We start from the raw sequence: 20277 nt of genomic DNA, 5'->3' as shown, positions 1-20277 counted from the left end.
GAAGCGGTGAGGCTGTCGGGCTTCTTGCGCGGCCGGCCCGGCCCGATCCGGGGGCGGGCTCTGCCACGGCGTCTCGGCCTGATGTTCTGTTGCTTCGCCCCCTACACGGTCTTCCACGGGCCGAACCGTCCGGGCAGGTCCCGCCACCACACGCCGGTCCGCACCCGGCCCAGGATGCCGCAGACGCGCAGCAGTCACATGATCGCCCGGATACGTCCTAGTAGAGTGCCGTCCCCGGGAGCGGCAGCCGATGGAGCCGACAGGAGAGATCGTGCCACGCAATGTTCGCCTGCCTCTGGGGCGGCTGGCAGTCCTCACGTGCACGTCCGTCATCGCCGTCACGGGCTGTGGCAGCGGTGGCGACGAATCCAAGACTCCGAAGCCGACCGCCGACGCCAGGCTGATACCCGTCGCCCGGGCCTGCGGTGGCCTGTTCGACGAGGCCATCGCGAAGGAGGCTCGGGAGCCGAAAGGGCCGAGCAAGGTCTATCCGGTCAAGACCCCGAGCACCGGCCAGGTCGCCAAGGCGTTGCGGGAGGAGTCGGCCAGGAGGAGTACGCCCCAGGATCTATGTACCTTGATGGACAAGGCTGATGGCGCGGAGTTGCTCGCCATCACCGTGGCGTGGACTCCCCAATCGCCCTCATCGGGCCGGTCGGTGCGCTACGCGGCCACCGTCGGTCCGGAGGACGCCGGCAGGCTCCTGGTCGCGTGTGACATCGGCGGTGGCGGCGGGACGGAATCGGGCGGGGGCCGTTCCCTGGAGTTCGCCATGCGCGATCACTTCACCGTCAGTGACCACTCACACGCCAAACTGCTCATCGCCTCGGCGAAAGAGGTGACTTCGCGGTTGGACTGTCGGGAAGCTCCCGAATATCCGGATCCGAAGGATGTGGCTCCGCCACCGGATCCGGGGCTGCGGTAGCCCGGTACTCGATCCCGGTCGCGCCTCCGCGCTGGGCCCGGATCAGCCCTGCCGGGCGTGCCCGGTGCAGAGGCGGCGCAGTTCACCCACGCTGTCCGCGAGCGTGCGGTCGCCCAGCGATGCGAGGACCGCTGCCTCGGCCTCGGCGGTGAGCGCGGCGAAGTACTCACCGCCATGCGCGGTCACCGGGCACACGGGCTCACCCCCCGGCGAGGGGGCGAACAGGGGCTTGTCGCCCACGGCACAGCGATAGATCTCGGCCAGGGTGATCCGGTCGGCCGGCCGCCCCAGCCGCGCCCCACCGGTACGGCCCTTGACGCAGACGGCCAGCCCCTCGTCCGTCAGCGGGACGAGGAGCTTCCGGACCAGGCTCGGGTTGGCGTTCAGTCTGTGGGCCAAATCGGCGGAGCTCAGCGGCCCGGACCCGTTTTCGGCGGCCACGGCGAGGAACAGCATCACCTGGAGCGCACGGGAGAACCGGATGTCCAACACCTTCTCCACCTCCGCCCGCGGATCGGGGCACAGCCTACTCGACGGCGCCGTTCCACCCTCGCCTAAAAAGCGATCCATACAGTTGCAGTTTACGCCGGGAAAACTGTATCTTTCAGACTCACATTTTGAGGCTCCGGGGGAAGCCTCCTCGGAACGACACGTCTGGAGAGCGACACGGTGAACACCCGCCTGGCCACGGCACTGTCCCGCCCGTTCACACTGGGTTCGGCCAAGCTCCCGAACCGGATCGTCATGGCCCCCATGACCCGTGGGCACTCCCCCGATGGTATTCCCGGTGAGAACGTCGCCGCGTACTACGCGCGCCGGGCGGCGGCGGGGACCGGCCTCATCATCACCGAGGGCACCACCGTCGACCACCGGTCCGCCGGTTATATCGACGGCGTTCCCCGGTTCCACGGCGAGGAGCAACTGGCCGGGTGGCAAAGGGTCGTTGACGCCGTGCACACCCAGGGTGGCGCGATCATGCCTCAGCTCTGGCACGTGGGCATACAGCGGCCCGCGGGAGCGCCGCCGTACCCCGACGCCCCGTCCCTGGGCCCGTCCGGGATCGCGCTGGACGGCACGCCCGGAGCGGGCGAGACGATGACCCTCGCCGACATCGACGACGTCATCGGCGCCTTCGCGAAGGCCGCGCGGTCGGCCGAGGAGATCGGCTTCGACGGCGTGGAGCTGCACGGCGCACACGGCTATCTCATCGACCAGTTCCTGTGGGAACGCACCAACCGGCGCACCGACCGCTACGGTGGCGATCCGGCCTCCCGGACCGCGTTCGCCACCGACCTCGTGGCCGCCATCCGCGAGCGGGTCGCGCCCGACTTCCCCGTCGTCCTCCGGTTCTCCCAGTGGAAGTCCGAGCACTACGACGTCCGGCTCGCCGAGAACCCCAAGGAGCTGGAAGCCGTGCTCACGCCGCTGGCGGAGGCCGGGGTCGACGCGTTCCACGCCTCCGGGCGGCGCTACTGGCAGCCGGAGTTCCCCGACACGGGCTCGGATCTGAACATCGCCGGCTGGGCGAAGAAGGTCACCGGCAAGCCGGTCATCACCGTCGGCTCGGTCGGCCTGGACAGCGTCTTCCACCCCGGCTCCCTCTCCGGCGCGCACGCGTCCGTGGAGTCCATCGACCGGCTCCTGGAGCCTCTGGAGCGGGACGAATTCGACCTCGTCGCGGTCGGCCGCGCACTGCTCGCCGACCCCGAGTGGGCCGACAAGGTCCTGAACGACCGGGCGAGCGAGCTCACTCCGTTCAGCCGGGACGCGGTGGAGTCCCTGCACTGAATCCCCGCGCTGCTCCCCGCACCGCTGGGGACGGCGCCGGCCGGCACGGGGGGATCCGGCCGGCGCCGGCACGGGGTGCGCTAGTTAGTTTAACATTTCACCATCGCCCCGCATTCCCGGTACTAGCCGGTGGCGCAGGCGCCGCCGTCGAGGGAGAAGGCGGTCGGCGCGGCGTTGGTGGCGCCCTTGCCCGCGGTGAAGCCGAGGGTGACCGAGCCACGGGCGGGAATCGTGGCGGTGTACGAGGCGGGGGTGACGGTCACCGCGGCGCCGTTCTGCCTCGGCGTGCCACCCCACATATTGGTGATGGTCTGGCCGTTGGCGAAGGCGAACTCCAGGGTCCAGCCGCTGATGACGGCGGTGCCGGTGTTGCGGATGGTGATCTCACCCTGGAAGCCACTGCCCCATTCGTTGGCCACCCGGTAGCCGACCGAGCAGCCGGCGCCGGAGCTACCGCCGTAGATGGTGGCCTCGCGGGAGGTCTGGGCGATGCCGTCGGGGCCGTTGAAGACGCGCTTGCCCCAGTCGGTGAGCCTGGCCGGGTCGAAGTCGGTGGCCAGGTCCAGGATGGGATCGGTGTTGCCACTCCAGGACCAGGCCAGATAGCCCAGCTTCAGCCGCTGGGCGGTGGCCATCATGGTGTTCTCGTCCGGATCGCCCCACTGGTCGGCGGGGCCGCCGAACTCGCCGATGAGGATGGGCAGCCTGGCGCCCACGAAGGCGTTCAGATAGTCGGTGATCTCCTGCGCCGTGTCATAGACGCTGTACATGTGGATCGAGAAGATCAGGTTGCCGGTGGAGTCGGCGTCGTAGACGGTCCGCGCGTTGGCGCGCATCACGTTCTGCAGGTCCTGCCCCCAGTTGGGGGCGTCCACCATGATGGTGTGCTGGAACCCGGCGTTGCGCAGCTTCTGGACGGCGGCGACGGTGGGGGCGGTCCAGCCGGCCGGGTCGGTGTTGCCCCACGGTTCGTTGCCGATGTTGATGACGACGTAGTTCTCCTGACCGGTGAGCACGCTCTTGAGGCCGATCCAGTAGTCGGCCGCCTGGTCGAGCGAGGCGGCCGCGGCGTCCTCGCCGTAGCCGGTGGTGTCGTGCACTTCCAGTACGCAGATGAGCCGGTTGGCCTTGCACTGGGCGATGATGGCGGCCACGTCCTCGGGGCTGTTCTTGGTCCAGCGGTGGCCGTTGGAGAGGACGACCCGGACGGTGTTGGCGCCCAGGGCCTTGATGTCGGCCAGCGACCGTGTCTCACCCGGATACCAGGTGTGAGCGTGGTTGACACCACGCATGATGAAGTCGTTGCCGTTGCCCTCCAGCAGCCGGCCGTCGCTGATGTGCAGGCCCGTGGCCAGGGGTGCCTGCGGGCGGGCCGACTCGGCATGGGCGGTCCGGCCGAGACCCGCGATCCCGAAGAGGCTGACCAATAAGGCCAGTAAGGCGGGCAAGGATCTCTTCCGTCTCATCATGACTCCAAGGAGTGAGCGCGTGATGGCATCCGTACGGTGGATGTACGGTCGATTTGGGAGCGCTCCCATCCATTGCATCGGGCCCGAGAGACGTCAAGACCTCCGGGGAAGGGTGGGGCAACCGGAATGCGGACCGGGCATGCCGAGGTTATGCCGCGCATGAGCGATTCATCCGGTGATGGCGCCTTCTCTCCGGCCGGGCGCGAAGCCATCCGCGAACGGCTGGCGGCCGAGCGCGCCGAGACCAGCGCGCGGACCGCTGCCCTGAACCGTGAATTCGAGGCGATCGTCGCATCGAACGCCCTGGTGGCGGTCGACGACGAGCACGACCCGGAGGGGTCGAGCACCGCCTTCGAGCGAGCCCATGTCGCCGCACTGCTGGCCCAGGCCCGCGATCATCTGACCGCCCTGGACGAGGCGCTGGAACGGCTGGAGCGCGACGAGTACGGACGGTGCGCGGTGTGCGGCGAGCCGATCCCCGCGGAACGCCTGGAGGCTCGCCCCACGGCGACCACCTGCGTACGCTGCGCGACCGCCCACCCCCGCTGAGCGGCTCGGCGCCGAGCGGAGGGGCGCTCGGCGGGCGGCCGCCCTTCGGTGGGAGAGGCCACACCAAAGCCTCGGCCGTTTCAGGTGGCGGACCAGCTGTCGGGCTGCGAGCCGTCGGTGTCGGTGAATCCGTACTCCCGGGCGAGCTCGGCGGAGTTCACCGATCGCTGGTTCCACCTCGCCCGGTCGGGGTCGGCGGCCAGGGCCGCGATGGCACGGCCGACGTAGCGCGGTGACTCGGAGGAGCCGAAGCCCTCGGGGGCGGTCGGGCGGTCCTCGCCGCGGTCCGGGAGCAGGGCGTCGCGCCAATTGCCCTCGCCGGCCCCGTACGCCTCCAGCATCATCTCCGCGCGCGGCCAGCCCGGTGTGACGGCGACCGCCGTCGCCCCGTGCGGCGCCAGCTCGTGGCCCTGGGAGAAGGCCAGCGAGTCGGCGGGCCCGCCCTTGAGCCGCTCGGCACCCCAGATGTCGTTGACGAGCACATCGATGCCACTGCTGCGTCCGGTGCGGATGACGGTCGCGCCGGCCTCGCCCAGCGCGGCCGCGACACCGCGCCCGGCGCCGCGTGTCGCCCCGGCCACCACGGCGACACGTCCGCGCAGCGCGTCGTGATCGAGTGTCCGGTTCACACCCTGAGTGTGGCAGATCGCGGATCAGCGGGCGCGCGCTCCGGGCCGCACGTGGCTGCCCCGGATCCGCCATCCGGTCAACAGCGCTGGTCCGGACCCTAGTTGTTTCCCCAAGGGCACCGCGTGTCCGCCACCCCGAAGCATGGCCCATTTTCACCTGGTGAGACGATGCGCTCGCCCGAAACACACCTCAACAAGCGAAACGGAGGGCGAATGCATAAACGTCGTGGAACCGTGACCCGCCGCTGGAGAGTCGCGGCGGTCGCGTCCACGGTGGCCGTAGCGATCGCGGTCCCGGTGGCGATGGCCCAGGCTTCGGCCGAACCGCCACCGGAGGTCAGCGCCAAGGGCGCGTACCTGCTCGACACCGGTTCCAACAAGGAGCTGATGGCCAAGGACGCCGACACCAGGCGTCCGATGGCGAGCACCACGAAGATCATGACTGCCCTCGTGGTGCTCGAGACCCGAGACCTGGACCTCAACAAGCAGATCACCATCAAGCAGGAGTACCGCGACTATGTGACCAAGTCCGGTGCCAGCACGGCGGACCTGCAGACCGGTGACAAACTCACCGTCAACCAGCTGCTGTACGGGTTGATGCTGCCTTCGGGCTGCGACGCGGCGATGGCGCTGGCCGACACGTTCGGCACCGGCGACACCACCGCCGAGCGGACCAAGTCGTTCATCTCCAAGATGAACGCGAAGGCGCAGGACTTGGGGCTGACCAACACCAAGTACGACTCCTTCGACGGTGTCTCGGCCGACGCCGACAACTACTCGACACCCCATGACCTGGCGCAGCTGACCCGGCGCGCCATGGAGAACGCGACGTTCGACACGGTTGTCAAGTCGGTGTCCACCAAGCAGGAAGCACCGGCGGCCAATGGCCGCACCCGGTACTACTCCTGGGACAACACCAACCAGTTGCTGGGTTCGTACCAGGGCGCGATCGGCGTCAAGACCGGGACCACCACCCCTGCCGGTCCCTGCCTGGTGTTCGCCGCCAAGCGCGGCGACAAGACGGTCGTGGGAGTCATCCTCAACGACGCGGACCGCTACCCGGACGCGAAGAAGATGCTCGACTGGACGTACGACACCACCACCGAGGTGAAGTGGCGCCAGCTTCCCAAGGACGCTCAGCGGGACTGATCCACAAGCCCCGTGAGGTGACAGCGCGGTGCCCCGGCCGGACTCGTTCCGGCCGGGGCACCGGTGCTCGGGGCCAAGTCCGTTGAGCCCGGACTCCGCACACGCGATCGATGTACCCCGATCGGGTGATATAGCGGGTACACGTATCACAGGAGCCCGGCGCGGCGCCCGTCCCTGAGGCGTCCTCGTCCCGCCGCCCGGCCCCTGTACCGGGCCTCGAGCGCAACTCGGCAGCCTGGGAGGACAGTTGGGGCAGCGGCCCCGCCGTCCTCGAACGGAGTCGACTATGGCCTTCACCCTCGACCCTGAGCTCGCCGCGGTTCTCCAGGCCCTCGCCGAGCAGAGCGACCCCACTCCCCCGCCCGAGCGCGACGACTGGCGGACGCTGCGCGCCAGGGGCACGGCCTCGATGCGGTGGATGGCCTCACTCCTCCCGGCGTATCCCTCCGGCTATCCGCTGGTGAAGGCGTCCTCGCACAAGGTGCGGTCCGCGGACGGGGCGGAGATCCTCGTCCGCTGGTACGAGAAGGCCGAGTCCGCGCCGGGTTCCGCGGTCGTCTACGCCCATGGCGGAGGGATGATCGCCGGAAGTGTCGAACTCTACGACTCCGTGGTCGCCGGGTACGTCCAGGCCACCGGAGTGCCGTTCCTGTCCGTGGATTACCGCCTGGCGCCCGACGCGGCCACCGGCACCGGCCCCGTGGAGGATGTGTTCGCCGCGTTGATCTGGCTGGGCGACCAGGCGCCCGAGCTGAGGGTCGATCCCCGCCGCATCGCCGTCATGGGCGACAGCGCCGGGGGCGGGCTCGCCGCGGGAGTGGCGATCCTCGCCCGTGACCGGGGCGTTCCGCTCGCCCGTCAGGTCCTGCTGTATCCCATGCTGGACGACCGCACTCTCACCCCGGATCCCCGGCTGACCCCCTATGTGGCCTGGACCTGGGACGACAACTGGACCGGCTGGCACGCCCTGCTGGGCGCGGCGTTCGGCACCGACGACGTCCCGCCGCAGGTGGCGCCCGCGCGCGCCGCCACCGTCGAGGGCCTGGCACCGGCCTATGTCGAGGTCGGAGAGCTCGACATCTTCCGCGCCGAGGCCGTCACCTACGCCCAGCGGCTCGCCGACGCCGACATCCCCACCGAACTGCATCTGCACAGCGGGGCCATCCATGAATACGACCGCCTCGCCCCCGCCTCCCGGCTCGCCCGCCGGGCCATGGAGGACCGCAGGCGGGTGATCTCCTCGCTGTGAGAGCCCGCCATGAGCCGGACCGGGGATCCGGCACCACCGCTCACCCGCCCTCGCCCATCGCGTCGGTCCGCCGGGCCGCGGCGCTCTCGCGCAGCGAGCCGAGGAACGCCCCGGCGGCGGGGGTGAGGGCGTGGTCGGCCATGCGCACGAGCAGGATCGGGCGCACCGGCGCGGGCGGGCGCAGCGGCAGCACGCTGCCCCCCGGGCGAATGCCCTCCAGGGCCAGGGCCGGGGCCAGCGCCACGCATAGACCGGCGGCCACCAGGCCCTGCGCCTCCTGGTAGTCGTGTGCCTCATAGGCGATCTGCGGTTCGAAGCCGACCGCCCGGCAACTGCGCACCAGGGCCTCGGGGTGGGTGTCGCGGAAGGCGATGACGGCGGGCGGCAGCAGCGAGGCGCCGACGGTGGGGCCCTGGCCGCCACGCTCAGCGCCGTCCCCCATGCCCCGGTGGCGGCCCTCGCGCTGATCTTCGGCATCGACCGGTTCATGTCCGAGGCGCGGGCCCTGACCGGCCAGGTGGGCAATGGTGTCGCCACGTTGGCCGCGCCCGCTGGGAGGGGCGGTTGGACGAGGCCCGGGCGCGGGCGTTGTTCGTTCGGCCCGCCCTTTCCGTTGCACGTGGGTAAACCGAGCAGTGCCATATGTGCAATTGCCGTCATCGAGGATGGTGCCTACGGTCGAGGCACAGACGGCGAAGCGCGCGCCAAGCCTCCCTTTCTCTTTCACCATTCGCGGGAGCACCCCATGTCCACTGACAACGGCACCACCACCTCGGAAACCGGCCTCGACGCCGCGTTGCTCACCCGGGTCACCACCGCCGTCCGCACCGCCGGAGACCTGCTGCGGGAGCGCCACACCCCACAGGCCCGCGGAGTGGAGCTCGACGAGATCGTCACGGAGATCCACGCCAACGACGACGCGGTGCTCGACGTCCTGAGGGAGCCGCTGATGGCCGCCAGGCCGGGCGCGCGCTGGGCCGAGGACGAGCTGGAAGGCGGCGAGCTGCCGCCGGGCGAGTGGTGGATCGTCGACCCGGCCGAGGGCAACATCAACCATGTGCACGGCATGTCCGACTGGGCCGTGACCGCCACCCTCGTCCGCGACAACCATCCGGTGCTCACCGTCGTCCACCTTCCGCTGACCGGCGACTGGTACACCGCGGTGGCCGGTCACGGCGCCCTGCTGAACGGCGCGCCCTTGCGGGTGTCGGCCAAGACGGACCTGGGCGCGGCCCTGGTCGGCACGGGTCAGGCCCGGCCGGGCGAGGACGAGCACACCTTCCACCGGATCGGCGCGTCGGTCACCCGGATGCTGATCCACGGCCTCGTCGTCCGGGTCTCCGTGCCCGCCACCCTTCAGCTGATCCATGTGGCCGCCGGACGCATGGACGCGTTCTGGCAGTTCTCCGACGTGCGCTCGGGTCTGGTGTCCGGCGCCCTGCTGGTCGCCGAGGCCGGTGGCACCGTCACCGACACCCGGGGCAATCCCTGGGACCTGGCCAGCCGTGACTTCCTGGCCGCCGCCCCCGGCATCCACGCCGAGGCCGTCTCCGTCCTGTCGCCCATCGCCTGACCACCCACCCCGGCAAGGAGTTCATCCGCATGACCAGCATCGGCATCCTCGGCACCGGACGCGTCGGCAGCGGGCTCGCCCGCACACTCGCCACCGCCGGCCACCAGATCACCCTCGGCCACCGGCAGCCGCCCCAGGAGACCCCGGCCGACCGGACCGGCGCCGTCCCGGAGATCCGCCACACCGACCAGCGCACCACGGCCGCCACCACCGGCATCGTCATCAACGCCACCCCGGGCGACACCGCCCTGGACCGCCTCTCCGCCCTGCGCACCGAGCTGGCGGGCAAGATCCTCATCGACGTCTCCAACGCCACCCGTCACACGCCCGACGGGCTCCCCTCGGACCTGTGCTACCCCGGCAGCAGCCTGGCCGAACGGCTCCAGCGGGCCCTGCCCGCCACGCGGGTGGTCAAGACCCTCAACACCATGCTCTTCCCGGTCATGACCGCCCCCGCCGACCTGTCCATCCCGCCCACCGCCTATCTCTCCGGCGACGACGCGGACGCCAAGGCCATCACCGCGGGCCTCCTCGCCGACCTCGGCTGGAAGCCCGAGTGGATCGAGGACCTCGGCGACATCACCACCGCCCGTGCCACCGAAGCCGTCGTGCTCCTGGTTCCCCATATGCTGCGCCGCCATGGATTCCGGCCGTTCGCCGTCTCCGTGGCCCGCTGACCGCCCCGCACCTCCGGCACCGCGGGGACGTGTCGTACCACACGCGGGGAAACACGCCCTTGCGCATCGATAGAACCTGAGACCGGCATCGATCGTCTTCTCTTCCGAACAGCCGCCGGACGAAGGACGCGCATGACAGGCAGAGACGGGGAGACGACGGGGAGCGCTACCGCGGAACGGGCGGACGCCAGGCAGCGGCGCAAGGGGCGCCGCCCGCTGCGGATCGCTCTGGTGATCGTGGTGTCGTTCCTCGTGCTGCTCGGCGGCGGAGTGGGCTGGCTCTACTTCAAGCTGAACGGGAACATCACCACCTTCGGGGCGGACGGCCTCTCCGACAACCGGCCGGAAGGGAACGCCGCCGGCCAGAACGTGCTGGTCATCGGCTCGGACACCCGCTCGGGCGACAACAGCAAGCTGGGCGGCGGCACCGGAGACGTGGGCCGTTCGGACACCGCCTTGCTGCTGCACGTCTACGCCGATGGCAAGCACGCGGTCGGGGTGTCGATACCCCGCGACACCCTGGTCGACATCCCGCCGTGCCGGCTGCCCGACGGCTCATGGACCAGGACGCGACGGAACGCCATGTTCAACTCGGCGTTCTCCGTGGGTGAGACCGCCCAGGGCAATCCGGCCTGCACCCAGAACACCGTCGAGAAGCTGACCGGGCTGCGCATGGACCACACCGTCGTCATCGACTTCGAGGGCTTCTCCCGGATGACCTCCGCGGTCGGCGGGGTCCAAGTGTGCGTGCCCCAGGACGTCTACGAACGCGATCTGAGCCCCAGCCGGCCCACCCGCGGCAAGCGCATCTTCAGCAAGGGGGTCCAGACGGTCTCCGGCCAGAAGGCGCTGGACTACGTGCGCATCCGCCACGGGATCGGCGACGGCTCCGACATCGGGCGCATACGGCGGCAGCAGGCGTTCATCTCCGCCCTGCTCAAGAAGGTGAAGAGCCGGGGAATCGACCCGACCACGCTGTATCCGCTGGCGGACGCGGCCACCAAGTCCATGACCGTGGACCCGGGGCTCGGCTCCGCGAAGAAGCTGATGTCCTTCGCCATGTCGATGAAGGACATCGATCTGCACAACACCAAGTTCGTCACCATCCCCTGGCGCTACCAGGGCGAACGGGTCGCCATCGTCCAACCCGACGCCGACGAGCTCTGGGCCGACATCAGGGCCGACCGCACCATCGACGGGAAGGCGGCCGGCGGGAAGAAGGACGAGCCCCGGTCCCCCGCCACGCCAAGTGCCACGTCCACCGTGTCGGGCGCGGGCATCAGCGTCACCGTCTACAACGGCACCACCACCCGGGGCCTCGCCGCGCGCGCCGCGGACACGCTCAGGACGCATGGCTTCACCGTGACCGGCGCCACGAACGCCGACACCCAGGACCACGCCACCACCGTGGTCGGCTACGGCCCCGGTGAGCGGGACCGGGCCCAGACCGTGGCCCGGCTCTTCCCCGGCGCCGGACTGCGCCCCGCCACCATCCCCGGCATCAGCCTCACCCTGGGACGCACCTACCTCACCGCGCCCTCCCCCGACGCCTCCACGCCCGCCACGCCCTCTGCCCCGTCCTCCCACGTGGCCGACGACGCCCGCTCCGCCGACGACGACCCGTGCTCCAATCTGTCCTACGGCTGACCGGATCCCCTCACGGCCCTCACATCCGGTCCGGCATGGCGCACCGCTCCCCGGGCATCCGGAAGATCAAGCCGCTCGCAACCACCGCCGAGCGGGCCGCGTCTTCGTAGGCGCCCGTACACCTGCGCAACCGGCTGAACACGTCATCGACCGGGCTCACTCACCCCGGCACACGGCACGACAGCACAACAGCACGACGAAGGGGACGAACAACGTGGGTATCGTGAGCTGGATCATCCTCGGCCTGCTGGCCGGAGTCATCGCCAAGATCCTCCTTCCCGGGCGTGACCCGGGCGGGCTGGTCGGCACCACGGTCATCGGCATCGCGGGGGCGTTCGTGGGCGGCTGGATCTCCGCGAAGTTCTTCGACCGCCCGGTCCAGAAGGAGTTCTTCGACCCCGCCACCTGGGGCGCGGCGATCGGTGGCGCCTTCGTCCTCCTCGTTGTGTACCGCCTGTTGTTCGGCAATTCACGGAACTGACGGCACGGACGGCGCGAAGCACACGGACGGAGCGGAACGCTCCGTCGCCGAGCTGGAGCTGGGAGCGACCAGGAACACGGGCGGGCGGGCGCCACGCCATCACGGTGCCGCCGCGCCCGCGAGCCCGCGGATCGTACGGGCCGAGGGGGATCCGGGGTCGGCCGTGATCAGGACCACCTCCTGGTCGTCCTCGGGGACGAGCAGGACATCGCAGTTCAGCCGGAGTGGCCCGGCCGTGGGGTGGTCGACGGTCTTGGTCCGGTGTCCGGGTGCGTGGACCGGACGCTCCTCCCAGATCTGCCGGAACTCCTCGCTGCCGGCGCGCAGTTCGCCCAGCAGCGCGGTGAGCGCCGCGTCCCGGGGGTAGCGGTCGGCGGCCCGGCGCAGCCGGGCGACCACGATGTGCCCGAACTCCTCGGCGCTGGAGCTCTCGTACGCGTGGCCCCGGCCGAGGAAGCGACGTCGGGCGAGGTTGCTGTGCCGCCCGAGGTCGTCGCCGAGCAGGACCTGCGCCAGCGGGTTCCAGGCGACCACGTCGTAGGCGGCGTCGGTGACGATCGCCGCGGTGTCCGGCAGCCGCCGCAGCATCTGGGCGACGTGCGGGCGGACCCGCCGCACCGCCCGCGCGCCCGGGGGCGCGCTCGTGCCCGCGAGCCGGAACAGATGGCTGCGCTCGGCGGGCGCGAGCCGCAGCGCCCCCGCCAGCCCGTCCAGGATGCGCGGCGAGGGCCGGGGGCCACGGGCCTGTTCCAGGCGGGTGTAGTAGTCGACCGACATATGGGCCAGCTCCGCCACCTCCTCCCGCCGCAGCCCCGGCGTACGGCGGTGGGGGTCGGCGGGCAGGCCGATGTCCTGGGGACGCAGCCCCTCGCGGCGGTCCCGCAGGAAGCGGGCCAGCTCGTGCCTCGCCATGCTGCCTCCTTCGGCTGACGGGTACTGCCTGGGACAGGTTGTCCCTGGCAGAGTGAACGTGGCCGGGGAACCCTTGGTGCCATGAACGATCGCACAGCACTGGTCACCGGTGCCAACAAGGGCATCGGCAAGGAAATCGCACGCCAGCTCGCCGCCGAGGGACTCACGGTGTACGTGGGCTCGCGCGACGCCGAGCGGGGGCGGCGGGCCGCCCGGGAGATCGGCGGCGACGCCCGGCTGATGGTGCTCGACGTGACCGACGCCGACAGCGTCGCCACGGCCGCGGCCCGGCTGGAACGGCTGGACATCCTGGTCAACAACGCGGGGATCATGGTGGGCGGCGCCACGGCGCCCGAGGCCGGTCTCGAGGACTTCCGCCGGACCTATGAGACCAACGTCTTCGGCGTCCTCGCCGTCACCAACGCCTTCCTCCCGGCCCTGCGCCGCTCGTCCGCGCCCCGGATCGTCAATGTCTCCAGCGGCACCGGCTCGCTGACCTGGAGCGCGGACCCCGACCACCAGTTCGCCGTGTCCGCCGGATCGGGCGCGGCCTACCGCTCCTCCAAGACGGCGCTGAACGCCCTGACCCTCTACACCGCACAGGCCCTGGCCTCCGAGGGCTTCAAGGTCAACGCACTGGCCCCGGGGCTGCGCAGGACCGATCTGAACGCCCGCGCCGCCGGGAGCGACGGGGATCCGGCCGAGGGCGCGGCGGGCGCGGTCCGGCTCGCCCTCCTCCCGGACACCGGGCCCACCGGCGGGTTCTTCTCCTGGGACGGCACTCCGGCGCCCTGGTAGCCCCGGCCTCACACGGGCCGTGCGGTGGTCCGCTCGCCGTCGCCTCGGTGTCCCCGCCCGCTCCCGCCGACCGGGTCAGTCGGCGGAGAGCTGGGTGTTCGGCACCCGCCAGGCGGCGATCACGAAGGCGATCAGGCCCACCGCGGCGCCGGTGAGGAAGACCACGCGCAGGGCGCTGACATAGCCCTCCAGGAACGGCTGCGCCACGGCCGGATCGAGGTGGTGGAGGAAGGCCGAGTCCTCCAGGTTCACTCCGCCGTCGGGCCGTACGACGCCCTTCAGCGCTTCCGCGTTCGCCGGTTCCTCGGCCAGCCTGCGGAACGACGCGTCCTGCGAGGCCACCGCCAGGCGGTCGCTGATCCGCGTACCGGCCAGGGAGAAGAGGATGGACAGGAAGGCGGCGGCGCCCACCGTGCCGCCGTTGGACCGGAAGAAGTTCACCGACGCGGTGGCCGCCCCCATGTCCCGCCCGGGCACCTCGGACTGGGCGAGCGTGGTGATCGTCTGCATCGCCGCGCCGAGGCCCGCCCCCATGAACACCATGCCGATGGCCACGTACCACAGCGGGCTGTCGTCCTTCAGTGTGGCGAACACCAGCATGGCGACGGTGAGGGAGCCGACGCCCGCCGCCAGCTGGATTTTGAACCGGCCCGTCCGTGACATCAGCCGGCCCACCACCAGGGTCACCGTGACATTCGCCGCCATGGTGGGCAGCGTGGCCAGGCCCGCCCCCATCGGGCTCATGCCCTTGGCCAGCTGGAGATAGAGCGGAAGGGTCGTCATGGCGCCGAACATGGTGATGCCCACGGTGAAGTGCAGCACGGTGCCGAGCCGGAACGCGCGGATGCGGAACAGCCTGACCGGCAGCAGCGCGGCATCCGCCATCCGCCGCTCCAGCAGGACGAAGGCGACCAGCCCGATCACTCCCACCGCGTACATCACCAGCGCCCGGGGGGAGGCCCAGCCCCAGCTCCTGCCCTGTTCGGCCACGACGAGCAGCGGCACGATGCCGACAGCCAGCGTCAGCGCCCCGCCGTAGTCCAGCCGGTGCCGTACGGGCTGGTGAGGTATGTGCAGTACGCGCAGGATCACCACGATGGCGAGAGCCGCCAGCGGCACGTTGACCAGGAAGATCCAGCGCCATCCGTCGATCCCCAGCAGAGTGGCGCGCCCGGCGAACACCCCGCCCACCAACGGGCCGATGACGCTGGACCCGGCGAACACCGCCGTGATGTAGCCCTGGTAGCGGCCGCGCTCCCGTGGCGAGGTGATGTCGGCGATGATCGTCATGGCGAGGGACATCAGCCCGCCGCCGCCGAGGCCCTGCACCGCCCGGAAGGCCGCGAGCTGGTGGATGGACGTGGCGAATCCGCACAGCAGCGACCCGAAGGTGAACAACACGATCGCGGACAGATAGACCGGGCGGCGGCCGTAGATGTCGGAGAGCTTCCCGTACAGCGGGGTGACGATGGTGCCGGTGACGAGATAGGCGGTGGTCACCCACGCCTGGGCGGTGAGTCCGTGCAGATCGTCGGCGATGGTGCGCAGCGCCGAGGAGACCACGGTCTGGTCCAGCGCGGCGAGGAACATGCCGAGCACCAGCCCGGACAGCACGGTGACGACCTGGCGGTGGGTCAGCCGGGCGGGGGTCTGGGGCTCGGTGGGCTCGGTGGTGGTGGATGAGGACGACATACGTACCTGCGAACCTTCTCTGCCGCGCGTGGGGGACGTGGCGGGGGCTGGAATCCCGCGGGAAGAGCGGGGCCCGGAGCCCGGGCGCCGGGGGCCCGGGCTCCGGAGCGGGGTGTTATCCGGCGAGCTTCTCCAGGTCGGGGACAGCACTGTCGATCTCCGGCAGCGCCAGCATCTCCAGCCGTGCCCGGCGGGCCCGGGCGCGGCAGCCGTCGTCGGCCAGCACCTCACGGCAGACGGCATTGATGCCGTCCGGTGTGGGGTCGGTGACGCGTCGGCCGAGGCCGAGTTCCTCGACCCGCTGGGCGTTGCCGGGCTGGTCGCCGAACTGGGGCAGCACCGCCATCGGTGTCGCCGTGCGCAGCGATTCGCGGATGCTGTTGAAACCGCCGTGGGTGAGGAAGAGGTCCACGGATTCCAGCAGCAGCGGCTGGGGCAGCCGATCGGTGATGTGCACGTGCGGCGGCACCCCGTCGGTGTCCACGGGGATGCTCCCGGTGGCGAGGATGACGGTGCACTCCTCCAGCCGCGACACCCCCTGGACCATGGCGCGCAGCGTCTGCACCGGGTCCGGCATCGGCATGGGCGACGCGGGGGCGTCCGCCTCGCGCGCCTTGTCGCGGAGCATGGGGATCGCGGTGCCGATGGCGGCGAACACCAGTGGGCGGTCGGTGGGCAGTTCGGCGACCCAGCGCGGCAGCACGGCGCCGCGGTCCACGTCCACCGTCTGCCGGTAGGCCCAGGACGCCGGCAGGTGCTGGGCGAAGGAGAAGGCCGGGGGCACGTAGTCGATCCGCCCGTGCGGGACCACCGACAGCGGGTCCTGCGAGGTGGCCAGCCCGCGCTGCTGCCGCAGGGCGTTGAGGTGCGGCAGCACCTTCTCCGGGTTGAAGGTGTTGCTGCTCCCGGAAGGGGTGGGCAGTTGGGGTATGCCGAGGATTTCGGCGATGAGGCAGGAGCCGAGGTCCATGCCGTCGCGCAGGATGAGGTCGGGCCGGAAGTCGCGTGCCACGGGGAGCAGGGCGTCCAGGAGCGTCGTGGCCATCGGGCCGGACAGGACCTTGGTGACGACGCGCAGCAGGAACGCCTGCCGCTCCGCGTCGCCCATCCGGGCCATGTCCGGCGGACCGGCCGGGCCGGCCTCCTCGGCCATCACGGAGCCGAGGAAGGTCGCCGGGGAGAGGTCGTCGAGGCACGTGGTCACCCGCACATCGTCCAGTGCGAAGACGGGGGCGAGGACCGGGGTGGTGGCCACCAGCACCTCATGGCCGGCCGCCGCGAGGGCCCGGGCCAGGGGAAGCTGGGCGCGGCCGTGGGAGGGGCTGCCGAGCGTAGTGAACAGTACCCGCAACGCAGGGGCCTTTCTGTGGGAAGGGTCTCGTACGGCGAGGAAGGGGCAGATGGGGCGGGGCCGTCAGCGCGCCATCGCGGGCGTGCGGCCGATGCCCTCGCAGGTGAGTCCGGCGCGGCGCAGCCGGTCCGGGTCCAGGAGGTTGCGGAAGTCGTAGACCACCGGTGACCCGAGCAGTCCGGCGACGCGCTCCCAGTCGAGGTCGCGGAACTCCGGCCACTCGGTGAGGACGAGACAGGCGTGCGCTCCCCGGAGGGCCTCCTCGGGGGTGTCCACGAGGGTGAGCAGATCGCTGAGGTCGGGGCGGGTCTCGCTGAGCGCGGGGTCGTAGGCGTGGAGTTCGGCGCCCCGCTCCTTGAGCAGCCGGGCGATGGCCAGGGCCGGTGAGTCGCGCAGATCGGAGGTGCCCGCCTTGAAGGCCAGGCCCAGCACGGCCAGCCGTACGCCGCGCAGCGAGCCGTCGCCCGGGGTGCATCCGGCCACCACGCGCTCGACGAGCCGCCGTTGGTGCTCGACGTTGGTCTCGATGGTGGCGCCCAGCAGCGGGAAGTCCACGCCCGACTCCTGGCAGATGGTCAGCAGGGCGTGGGTGTCCTTGGGCAGGCAGGAGCCGCCCCAGCCGGGGCCCGGCTTGAGGAAGGCCGAGCCGATGCGGGGGTCGTGGCCGATGCCCGTGAGCACATCGTCGACATCGGCGCCGAAGTGCTCGCAGAGCGTGGCGAGGTTGTTGGCGAAGGAGAGCTTCATGGCCAGGAAGAAGTTGGCCGCGTACTTGGCGAGTTCGGCGCCGGCGGCGTCGGTGAGCACCAGCGGGGCGTCCAGCCCGGCGTACAGGTCCGCCACCCGGCGCGCCGCGTCCCGGTCCGCGGCGCCGACCACGATGCGGTCGGGGTGGAGGAAGTCGCGCACCGCGTACCCCTCGCGGAGGAACTCCGGGTTGCTCACCACGGCCACGTCGGGGCGGTCCAGCAGGGCGGCGACGCGCTCGGCGGTGCCCACGGGCACGGTGGACTTGTTGACCACCACGCTGCCGCGCGGCAGCGCGTCGCGGATCTGGTCCGCCACGGCCTCGACGGCGGCCAGGTCGGCGGCGCCACCGACGCCCATCGGGGTCGGCAGGCACAGGAACACCACGTCGGCTTCGGCGACCGCGGCCCGGGTGTCGCGGACGAACGCGAGCCGCCCGGAGTCCAGTCCCTCCCGGACGAGTTCGGGCAGCCGGGGCTCGAGGATGTCGACCTGTCCGCGCCGGAGCCGTTCGACCTTCTGGTGGTCGGTGTCCGCGCACACCACTCGATGGCCGAGGGTGGCCAGACAGGCACCGGTGGTCAGTCCGACATAGCCGGTGCCCACCACCGCGACGCGTCGTATCTGCACAGGGGATCACCACTTCTGCTGGGGGTCAGATGCGGGTGCGTGGCGAGGGCGGCACAGGGCCGCCCGGTCGGGAGACGAGCAGGCCGGACACCGTCGTCCGGCCGGGACCGCGCGAGGCGGCGACCAAAGTCACCACGCGTTGACAAAACATAACGCGCCGACCCACAGCTTGGTCAACAAGTGATGACAACGGTGGATGACTTCTGGACATGCGAGGCTGAACCGGCAGCATGTACGGCACGGTCCAGGCGGAGGTACGACGAGTGAACCGGGCAAGCGACACAGGAGGGTGCGACGACCACCCTCGCCGCGCCCGCAGATACGACGCGGCGGGCACGCGCAGCGCCCTGCTGGGGGCCGCCGCGCTGCGGTTCGCCAGGTACGGCTACGACCGCTGCAGCGTGCGCGACATCGCCAAGGACGCGGGGGTGGACGCCGCCCTGGTCTACCGCTATTTCGGCTCAAAGGAGGCGCTGTTCGACGCCGTGTCGACCAGCACCGGCATGTTCGAGCCGCTGCGCCATCTGCCGCTGGACGAGGTGTCGGCGTGGATCTGCGACGTGGTCTCCACGGGGCCCACCGAGGAGGAGGCCCCGCATCCGCTGCTGACCAAGCTGCGCTCCTCCAGCCGGGAGGAGACCGTCGGGCGGCTCCGCGAGGAGATCACCGAGGTGTTCTCGGAGGGGTTCGCGCGGCGTCTGGAGGGCGAGGACGCCGAACTGCGGGCCGAGTTGATGGCGGCGTGGCTGATGGGCATCACCCTGCTGCGCCTGGCCATCCGCTCACCGGCGCTGGCCGCCACGCCCGACGACACCCTGCTGCGCTTCCTCCGGGCGGGTATCGATCCGCTGCTGGACGCGGGCTGCCCCGGGGGCGGGAGCGAGGACGGCTGACCTCTCCTCGCTCCGCCCCGGGGCGGGGAAGCCGCCATGGCGGCCCGCGGGGTGTCCGGCGGTTCTTTCCCCTACCCGCCCCTCCCCGAATCTGGGGCTCCGCCCCAGCCCCCGGGGTCCAGGGGCGAAGCCCTTGGTAGCGGGAAGGGGCGGGTAGGGGAGCAGCCCGCCCCAGGCGGCAAGATCCGTCGGACGCCCCTTGGGGGAAACCGGTGTGGCGGCTAGACGTTCGGCACGCGCAGCTTGTCCCAGCTCGTCTTGCCGGGGATGCCGTCCGCGTCATCGCCGGAGTAGCCCAGCTTGCGCTGCCAGGCCGCGTAGGACTTGCGGTCCGCCTCGGTCCACTCCGGGCTCGGGCCCTCCTCGTAGCGACCGCAGCCCTCGGCCACCAGCCGCTTGCCCATCGCGGTGATGATCTTGCTTTCGCGGCCGGTCCGGAAGAAGTCGGCGCCCGGGAACGGCTCGTAGGACGCCGGTGGCTTGGGTGCCGGTGGCTTGGGGGCCGGGCCGTCCGGCTTGGCGCCGAGCCGCTTGGCTACGCGGCCGCGCATGCTGTCCATCGTGAAGCCACGCGGGTCGACCTTGCCCGGCTGCCACTCCAGATGGCCGATCACCGAGCGCTGGGTCCAGCCGTGGGCGCGGCAGATGGCCGCGGACACCTTCTCGATCGCCAGCTTCTGCGCCTCCGGCCAGGGGTCCTCGCCGTCGCCGAGGTTGATGCACTCGAAGCCGTAGAAGTGGCGGTTGCCGTCGGTGTCGGCCTCGTTGTCGGGGGGTAGCGCGGATTCGTCGACGACGGCTCTGAGCACGTCGCCGTCGCCCAGGCCCGCGTGGTTGGCGCGGCCGTTGCCGACCAGGTGGACCGCGCCGGACTTGTCGATGACACCGTGGCACAGCGGCCCCGGCAGTGACGCGTGCCCCTCGTAGCACAGCTCCACGGAGGAGTCCGTGCCCTTGGTGACGGTGTGATGGATCATCACCCCGTTGACCGGCCCCCAGGGGCCCTTGCTGTTGCGGTTGTGAGTCCGCCAGTCGCGGTACTCATGGACTTCCAGTCCCTCGTCGCGAAGCGCCTTGAGCAGACGGTCGGCGGTGAGCGGCGTAGCCATGGTGATGTG

At 71.1% G+C, this 20277-nt stretch carries 20 protein-coding genes and 1 pseudogene; 11 read left to right on the top strand and 10 right to left on the bottom strand.

All coding sequences use genetic code 11. The annotated features are described in order from the left end of the window. Positions 1 to 104: 104 nt before the first annotated feature. Positions 105 to 185, bottom strand: a pseudogene (locus tag ACZ6TD_RS41575) (transposase); the annotation flags it as partial. 65 nt (positions 186 to 250) lie between these two features. Between ACZ6TD_RS41575 and ACZ6TD_RS41570 the strand changes: the two are divergent. Beyond that, complete coding sequence (locus ACZ6TD_RS41570) at positions 251 to 925, top strand: hypothetical protein (RefSeq protein ID WP_471346527.1); 675 nt, start codon at positions 251 to 253, stop codon at positions 923 to 925. Between the two features lie 42 nt (positions 926 to 967). Here ACZ6TD_RS41570 and ACZ6TD_RS41565 read toward each other — a convergent pair whose 3' ends face one another. Then, positions 968 to 1417: an RrF2 family transcriptional regulator gene (locus ACZ6TD_RS41565; RefSeq protein ID WP_471346525.1), complete on the bottom strand. Its 450-nt coding sequence runs from the start codon at positions 1415 to 1417 to the stop codon at positions 968 to 970. 177 nt (positions 1418 to 1594) lie between these two features. Between ACZ6TD_RS41565 and ACZ6TD_RS41560 the strand changes: the two genes are divergently transcribed. Next, a complete protein-coding gene (locus tag ACZ6TD_RS41560) occupies positions 1595 to 2713 on the top strand; it encodes an NADH:flavin oxidoreductase (RefSeq protein ID WP_471346524.1) in 1119 nt (372 codons plus the stop codon). Positions 2714 to 2835: 122 nt separating this feature from the next. Here the strand turns inward: ACZ6TD_RS41560 and ACZ6TD_RS41555 are convergent, their stop codons facing one another. Then, positions 2836 to 4179 (bottom strand): cellulase family glycosylhydrolase, encoded by a 1344-nt coding sequence (locus ACZ6TD_RS41555; RefSeq protein ID WP_471346521.1) that lies wholly within the window; start codon positions 4177 to 4179, stop codon positions 2836 to 2838. 162 nt (positions 4180 to 4341) lie between these two features. Between ACZ6TD_RS41555 and ACZ6TD_RS41550 the strand changes: the two genes are divergently transcribed. After that, a complete protein-coding gene (locus tag ACZ6TD_RS41550) occupies positions 4342 to 4731 on the top strand; it encodes a TraR/DksA family transcriptional regulator (RefSeq protein ID WP_471346519.1) in 390 nt (129 codons plus the stop codon). Between the two features lie 80 nt (positions 4732 to 4811). Here the strand turns inward: ACZ6TD_RS41550 and ACZ6TD_RS41545 are convergent, their stop codons facing one another. Beyond that, positions 4812 to 5360, bottom strand: a complete 549-nt coding sequence (locus ACZ6TD_RS41545; protein ID WP_471346518.1) for a hypothetical protein — start codon at positions 5358 to 5360, stop codon at positions 4812 to 4814. Between the two features lie 213 nt (positions 5361 to 5573). Between ACZ6TD_RS41545 and ACZ6TD_RS41540 the strand changes: the two genes are divergently transcribed. Both ACZ6TD_RS41540 and ACZ6TD_RS41535 read left to right on the top strand, forming a co-directional pair. Beyond that, positions 5574 to 6509: a D-alanyl-D-alanine carboxypeptidase family protein gene (locus tag ACZ6TD_RS41540; RefSeq protein ID WP_471346515.1), complete on the top strand. Its 936-nt coding sequence runs from the start codon at positions 5574 to 5576 to the stop codon at positions 6507 to 6509. 286 nt (positions 6510 to 6795) lie between these two features. Then, positions 6796 to 7758, top strand: coding sequence for an alpha/beta hydrolase fold domain-containing protein (locus ACZ6TD_RS41535; RefSeq protein WP_471346513.1), 963 nt, complete (start codon positions 6796 to 6798; stop codon positions 7756 to 7758). A 40-nt stretch (positions 7759 to 7798) separates the two neighbouring features. On the opposite strand, the gene ACZ6TD_RS41530 is transcribed toward ACZ6TD_RS41535, so the two are convergent. Next, positions 7799 to 8200, bottom strand: coding sequence for a LysR substrate-binding domain-containing protein (locus tag ACZ6TD_RS41530; protein ID WP_471346511.1), 402 nt, complete (start codon positions 8198 to 8200; stop codon positions 7799 to 7801). A gap of 303 nt (positions 8201 to 8503) precedes the next feature. Between ACZ6TD_RS41530 and ACZ6TD_RS41525 the strand changes: the two genes are divergently transcribed. The 4 genes from ACZ6TD_RS41525 to ACZ6TD_RS41510 all read left to right on the top strand — a co-directional run bounded on the left by ACZ6TD_RS41525 (position 8504) and on the right by ACZ6TD_RS41510 (position 12136). After that, positions 8504 to 9331, top strand: coding sequence for an inositol monophosphatase family protein (locus ACZ6TD_RS41525; RefSeq protein ID WP_471346509.1), 828 nt, complete (start codon positions 8504 to 8506; stop codon positions 9329 to 9331). Between the two features lie 29 nt (positions 9332 to 9360). After that, a complete protein-coding gene (locus ACZ6TD_RS41520) occupies positions 9361 to 10008 on the top strand; it encodes an NADPH-dependent F420 reductase (protein ID WP_471346507.1) in 648 nt (215 codons plus the stop codon). A 132-nt stretch (positions 10009 to 10140) separates the two neighbouring features. Beyond that, positions 10141 to 11655, top strand: coding sequence for an LCP family protein (locus ACZ6TD_RS41515; RefSeq protein ID WP_471346505.1), 1515 nt, complete (start codon positions 10141 to 10143; stop codon positions 11653 to 11655). 214 nt (positions 11656 to 11869) lie between these two features. Then, entirely contained in the window at positions 11870 to 12136 is a 267-nt protein-coding gene (locus ACZ6TD_RS41510; protein ID WP_470008046.1) for a GlsB/YeaQ/YmgE family stress response membrane protein, read from the top strand. Between the two features lie 99 nt (positions 12137 to 12235). On the opposite strand, the gene ACZ6TD_RS41505 is transcribed toward ACZ6TD_RS41510, so the two are convergent. Continuing rightward, positions 12236 to 13048 (bottom strand): helix-turn-helix transcriptional regulator, encoded by an 813-nt coding sequence (locus tag ACZ6TD_RS41505; RefSeq protein WP_471346502.1) that lies wholly within the window; start codon positions 13046 to 13048, stop codon positions 12236 to 12238. A gap of 81 nt (positions 13049 to 13129) precedes the next feature. Between ACZ6TD_RS41505 and ACZ6TD_RS41500 the strand changes: the two genes are divergently transcribed. Next, positions 13130 to 13846 carry an SDR family oxidoreductase gene (locus tag ACZ6TD_RS41500; RefSeq protein WP_471346499.1) on the top strand — a complete coding sequence of 239 codons (717 nt, stop codon included), beginning with the start codon at positions 13130 to 13132 and terminating at the stop codon, positions 13844 to 13846. A gap of 75 nt (positions 13847 to 13921) precedes the next feature. Here the strand turns inward: ACZ6TD_RS41500 and ACZ6TD_RS41495 are convergent, their stop codons facing one another. From ACZ6TD_RS41495 to ACZ6TD_RS41485, 3 genes are all read right to left on the bottom strand, one after another. Then, positions 13922 to 15538 (bottom strand): MDR family MFS transporter, encoded by a 1617-nt coding sequence (locus ACZ6TD_RS41495; RefSeq protein ID WP_471346496.1) that lies wholly within the window; start codon positions 15536 to 15538, stop codon positions 13922 to 13924. A 115-nt stretch (positions 15539 to 15653) separates the two neighbouring features. Continuing rightward, the gene (locus tag ACZ6TD_RS41490) at positions 15654 to 16889 is read right to left on the bottom strand and encodes a glycosyltransferase (RefSeq protein WP_471346494.1); all 1236 of its coding nucleotides are present in this window, start codon (positions 16887 to 16889) and stop codon (positions 15654 to 15656) included. A 63-nt stretch (positions 16890 to 16952) separates the two neighbouring features. Further along, positions 16953 to 18266, bottom strand: coding sequence for a UDP-glucose dehydrogenase family protein (locus ACZ6TD_RS41485; RefSeq protein ID WP_471346492.1), 1314 nt, complete (start codon positions 18264 to 18266; stop codon positions 16953 to 16955). 263 nt (positions 18267 to 18529) lie between these two features. On the opposite strand from ACZ6TD_RS41485, the gene ACZ6TD_RS41480 reads away from it, so the two are divergent. Next, entirely contained in the window at positions 18530 to 19159 is a 630-nt protein-coding gene (locus tag ACZ6TD_RS41480) for a TetR/AcrR family transcriptional regulator (RefSeq protein WP_471346490.1), read from the top strand. Between the two features lie 221 nt (positions 19160 to 19380). On the opposite strand, the gene ACZ6TD_RS41475 is transcribed toward ACZ6TD_RS41480, so the two are convergent. After that, a complete protein-coding gene (locus tag ACZ6TD_RS41475) occupies positions 19381 to 20268 on the bottom strand; it encodes a peptidoglycan-binding protein (protein ID WP_471346488.1) in 888 nt (295 codons plus the stop codon). Positions 20269 to 20277: the final 9 nt, after the last annotated feature.

It is taken from the genome of Streptomyces yongxingensis (genome assembly GCF_055597465.1).
This window is presented reverse-complemented; position numbering and strand designations above follow the sequence as displayed.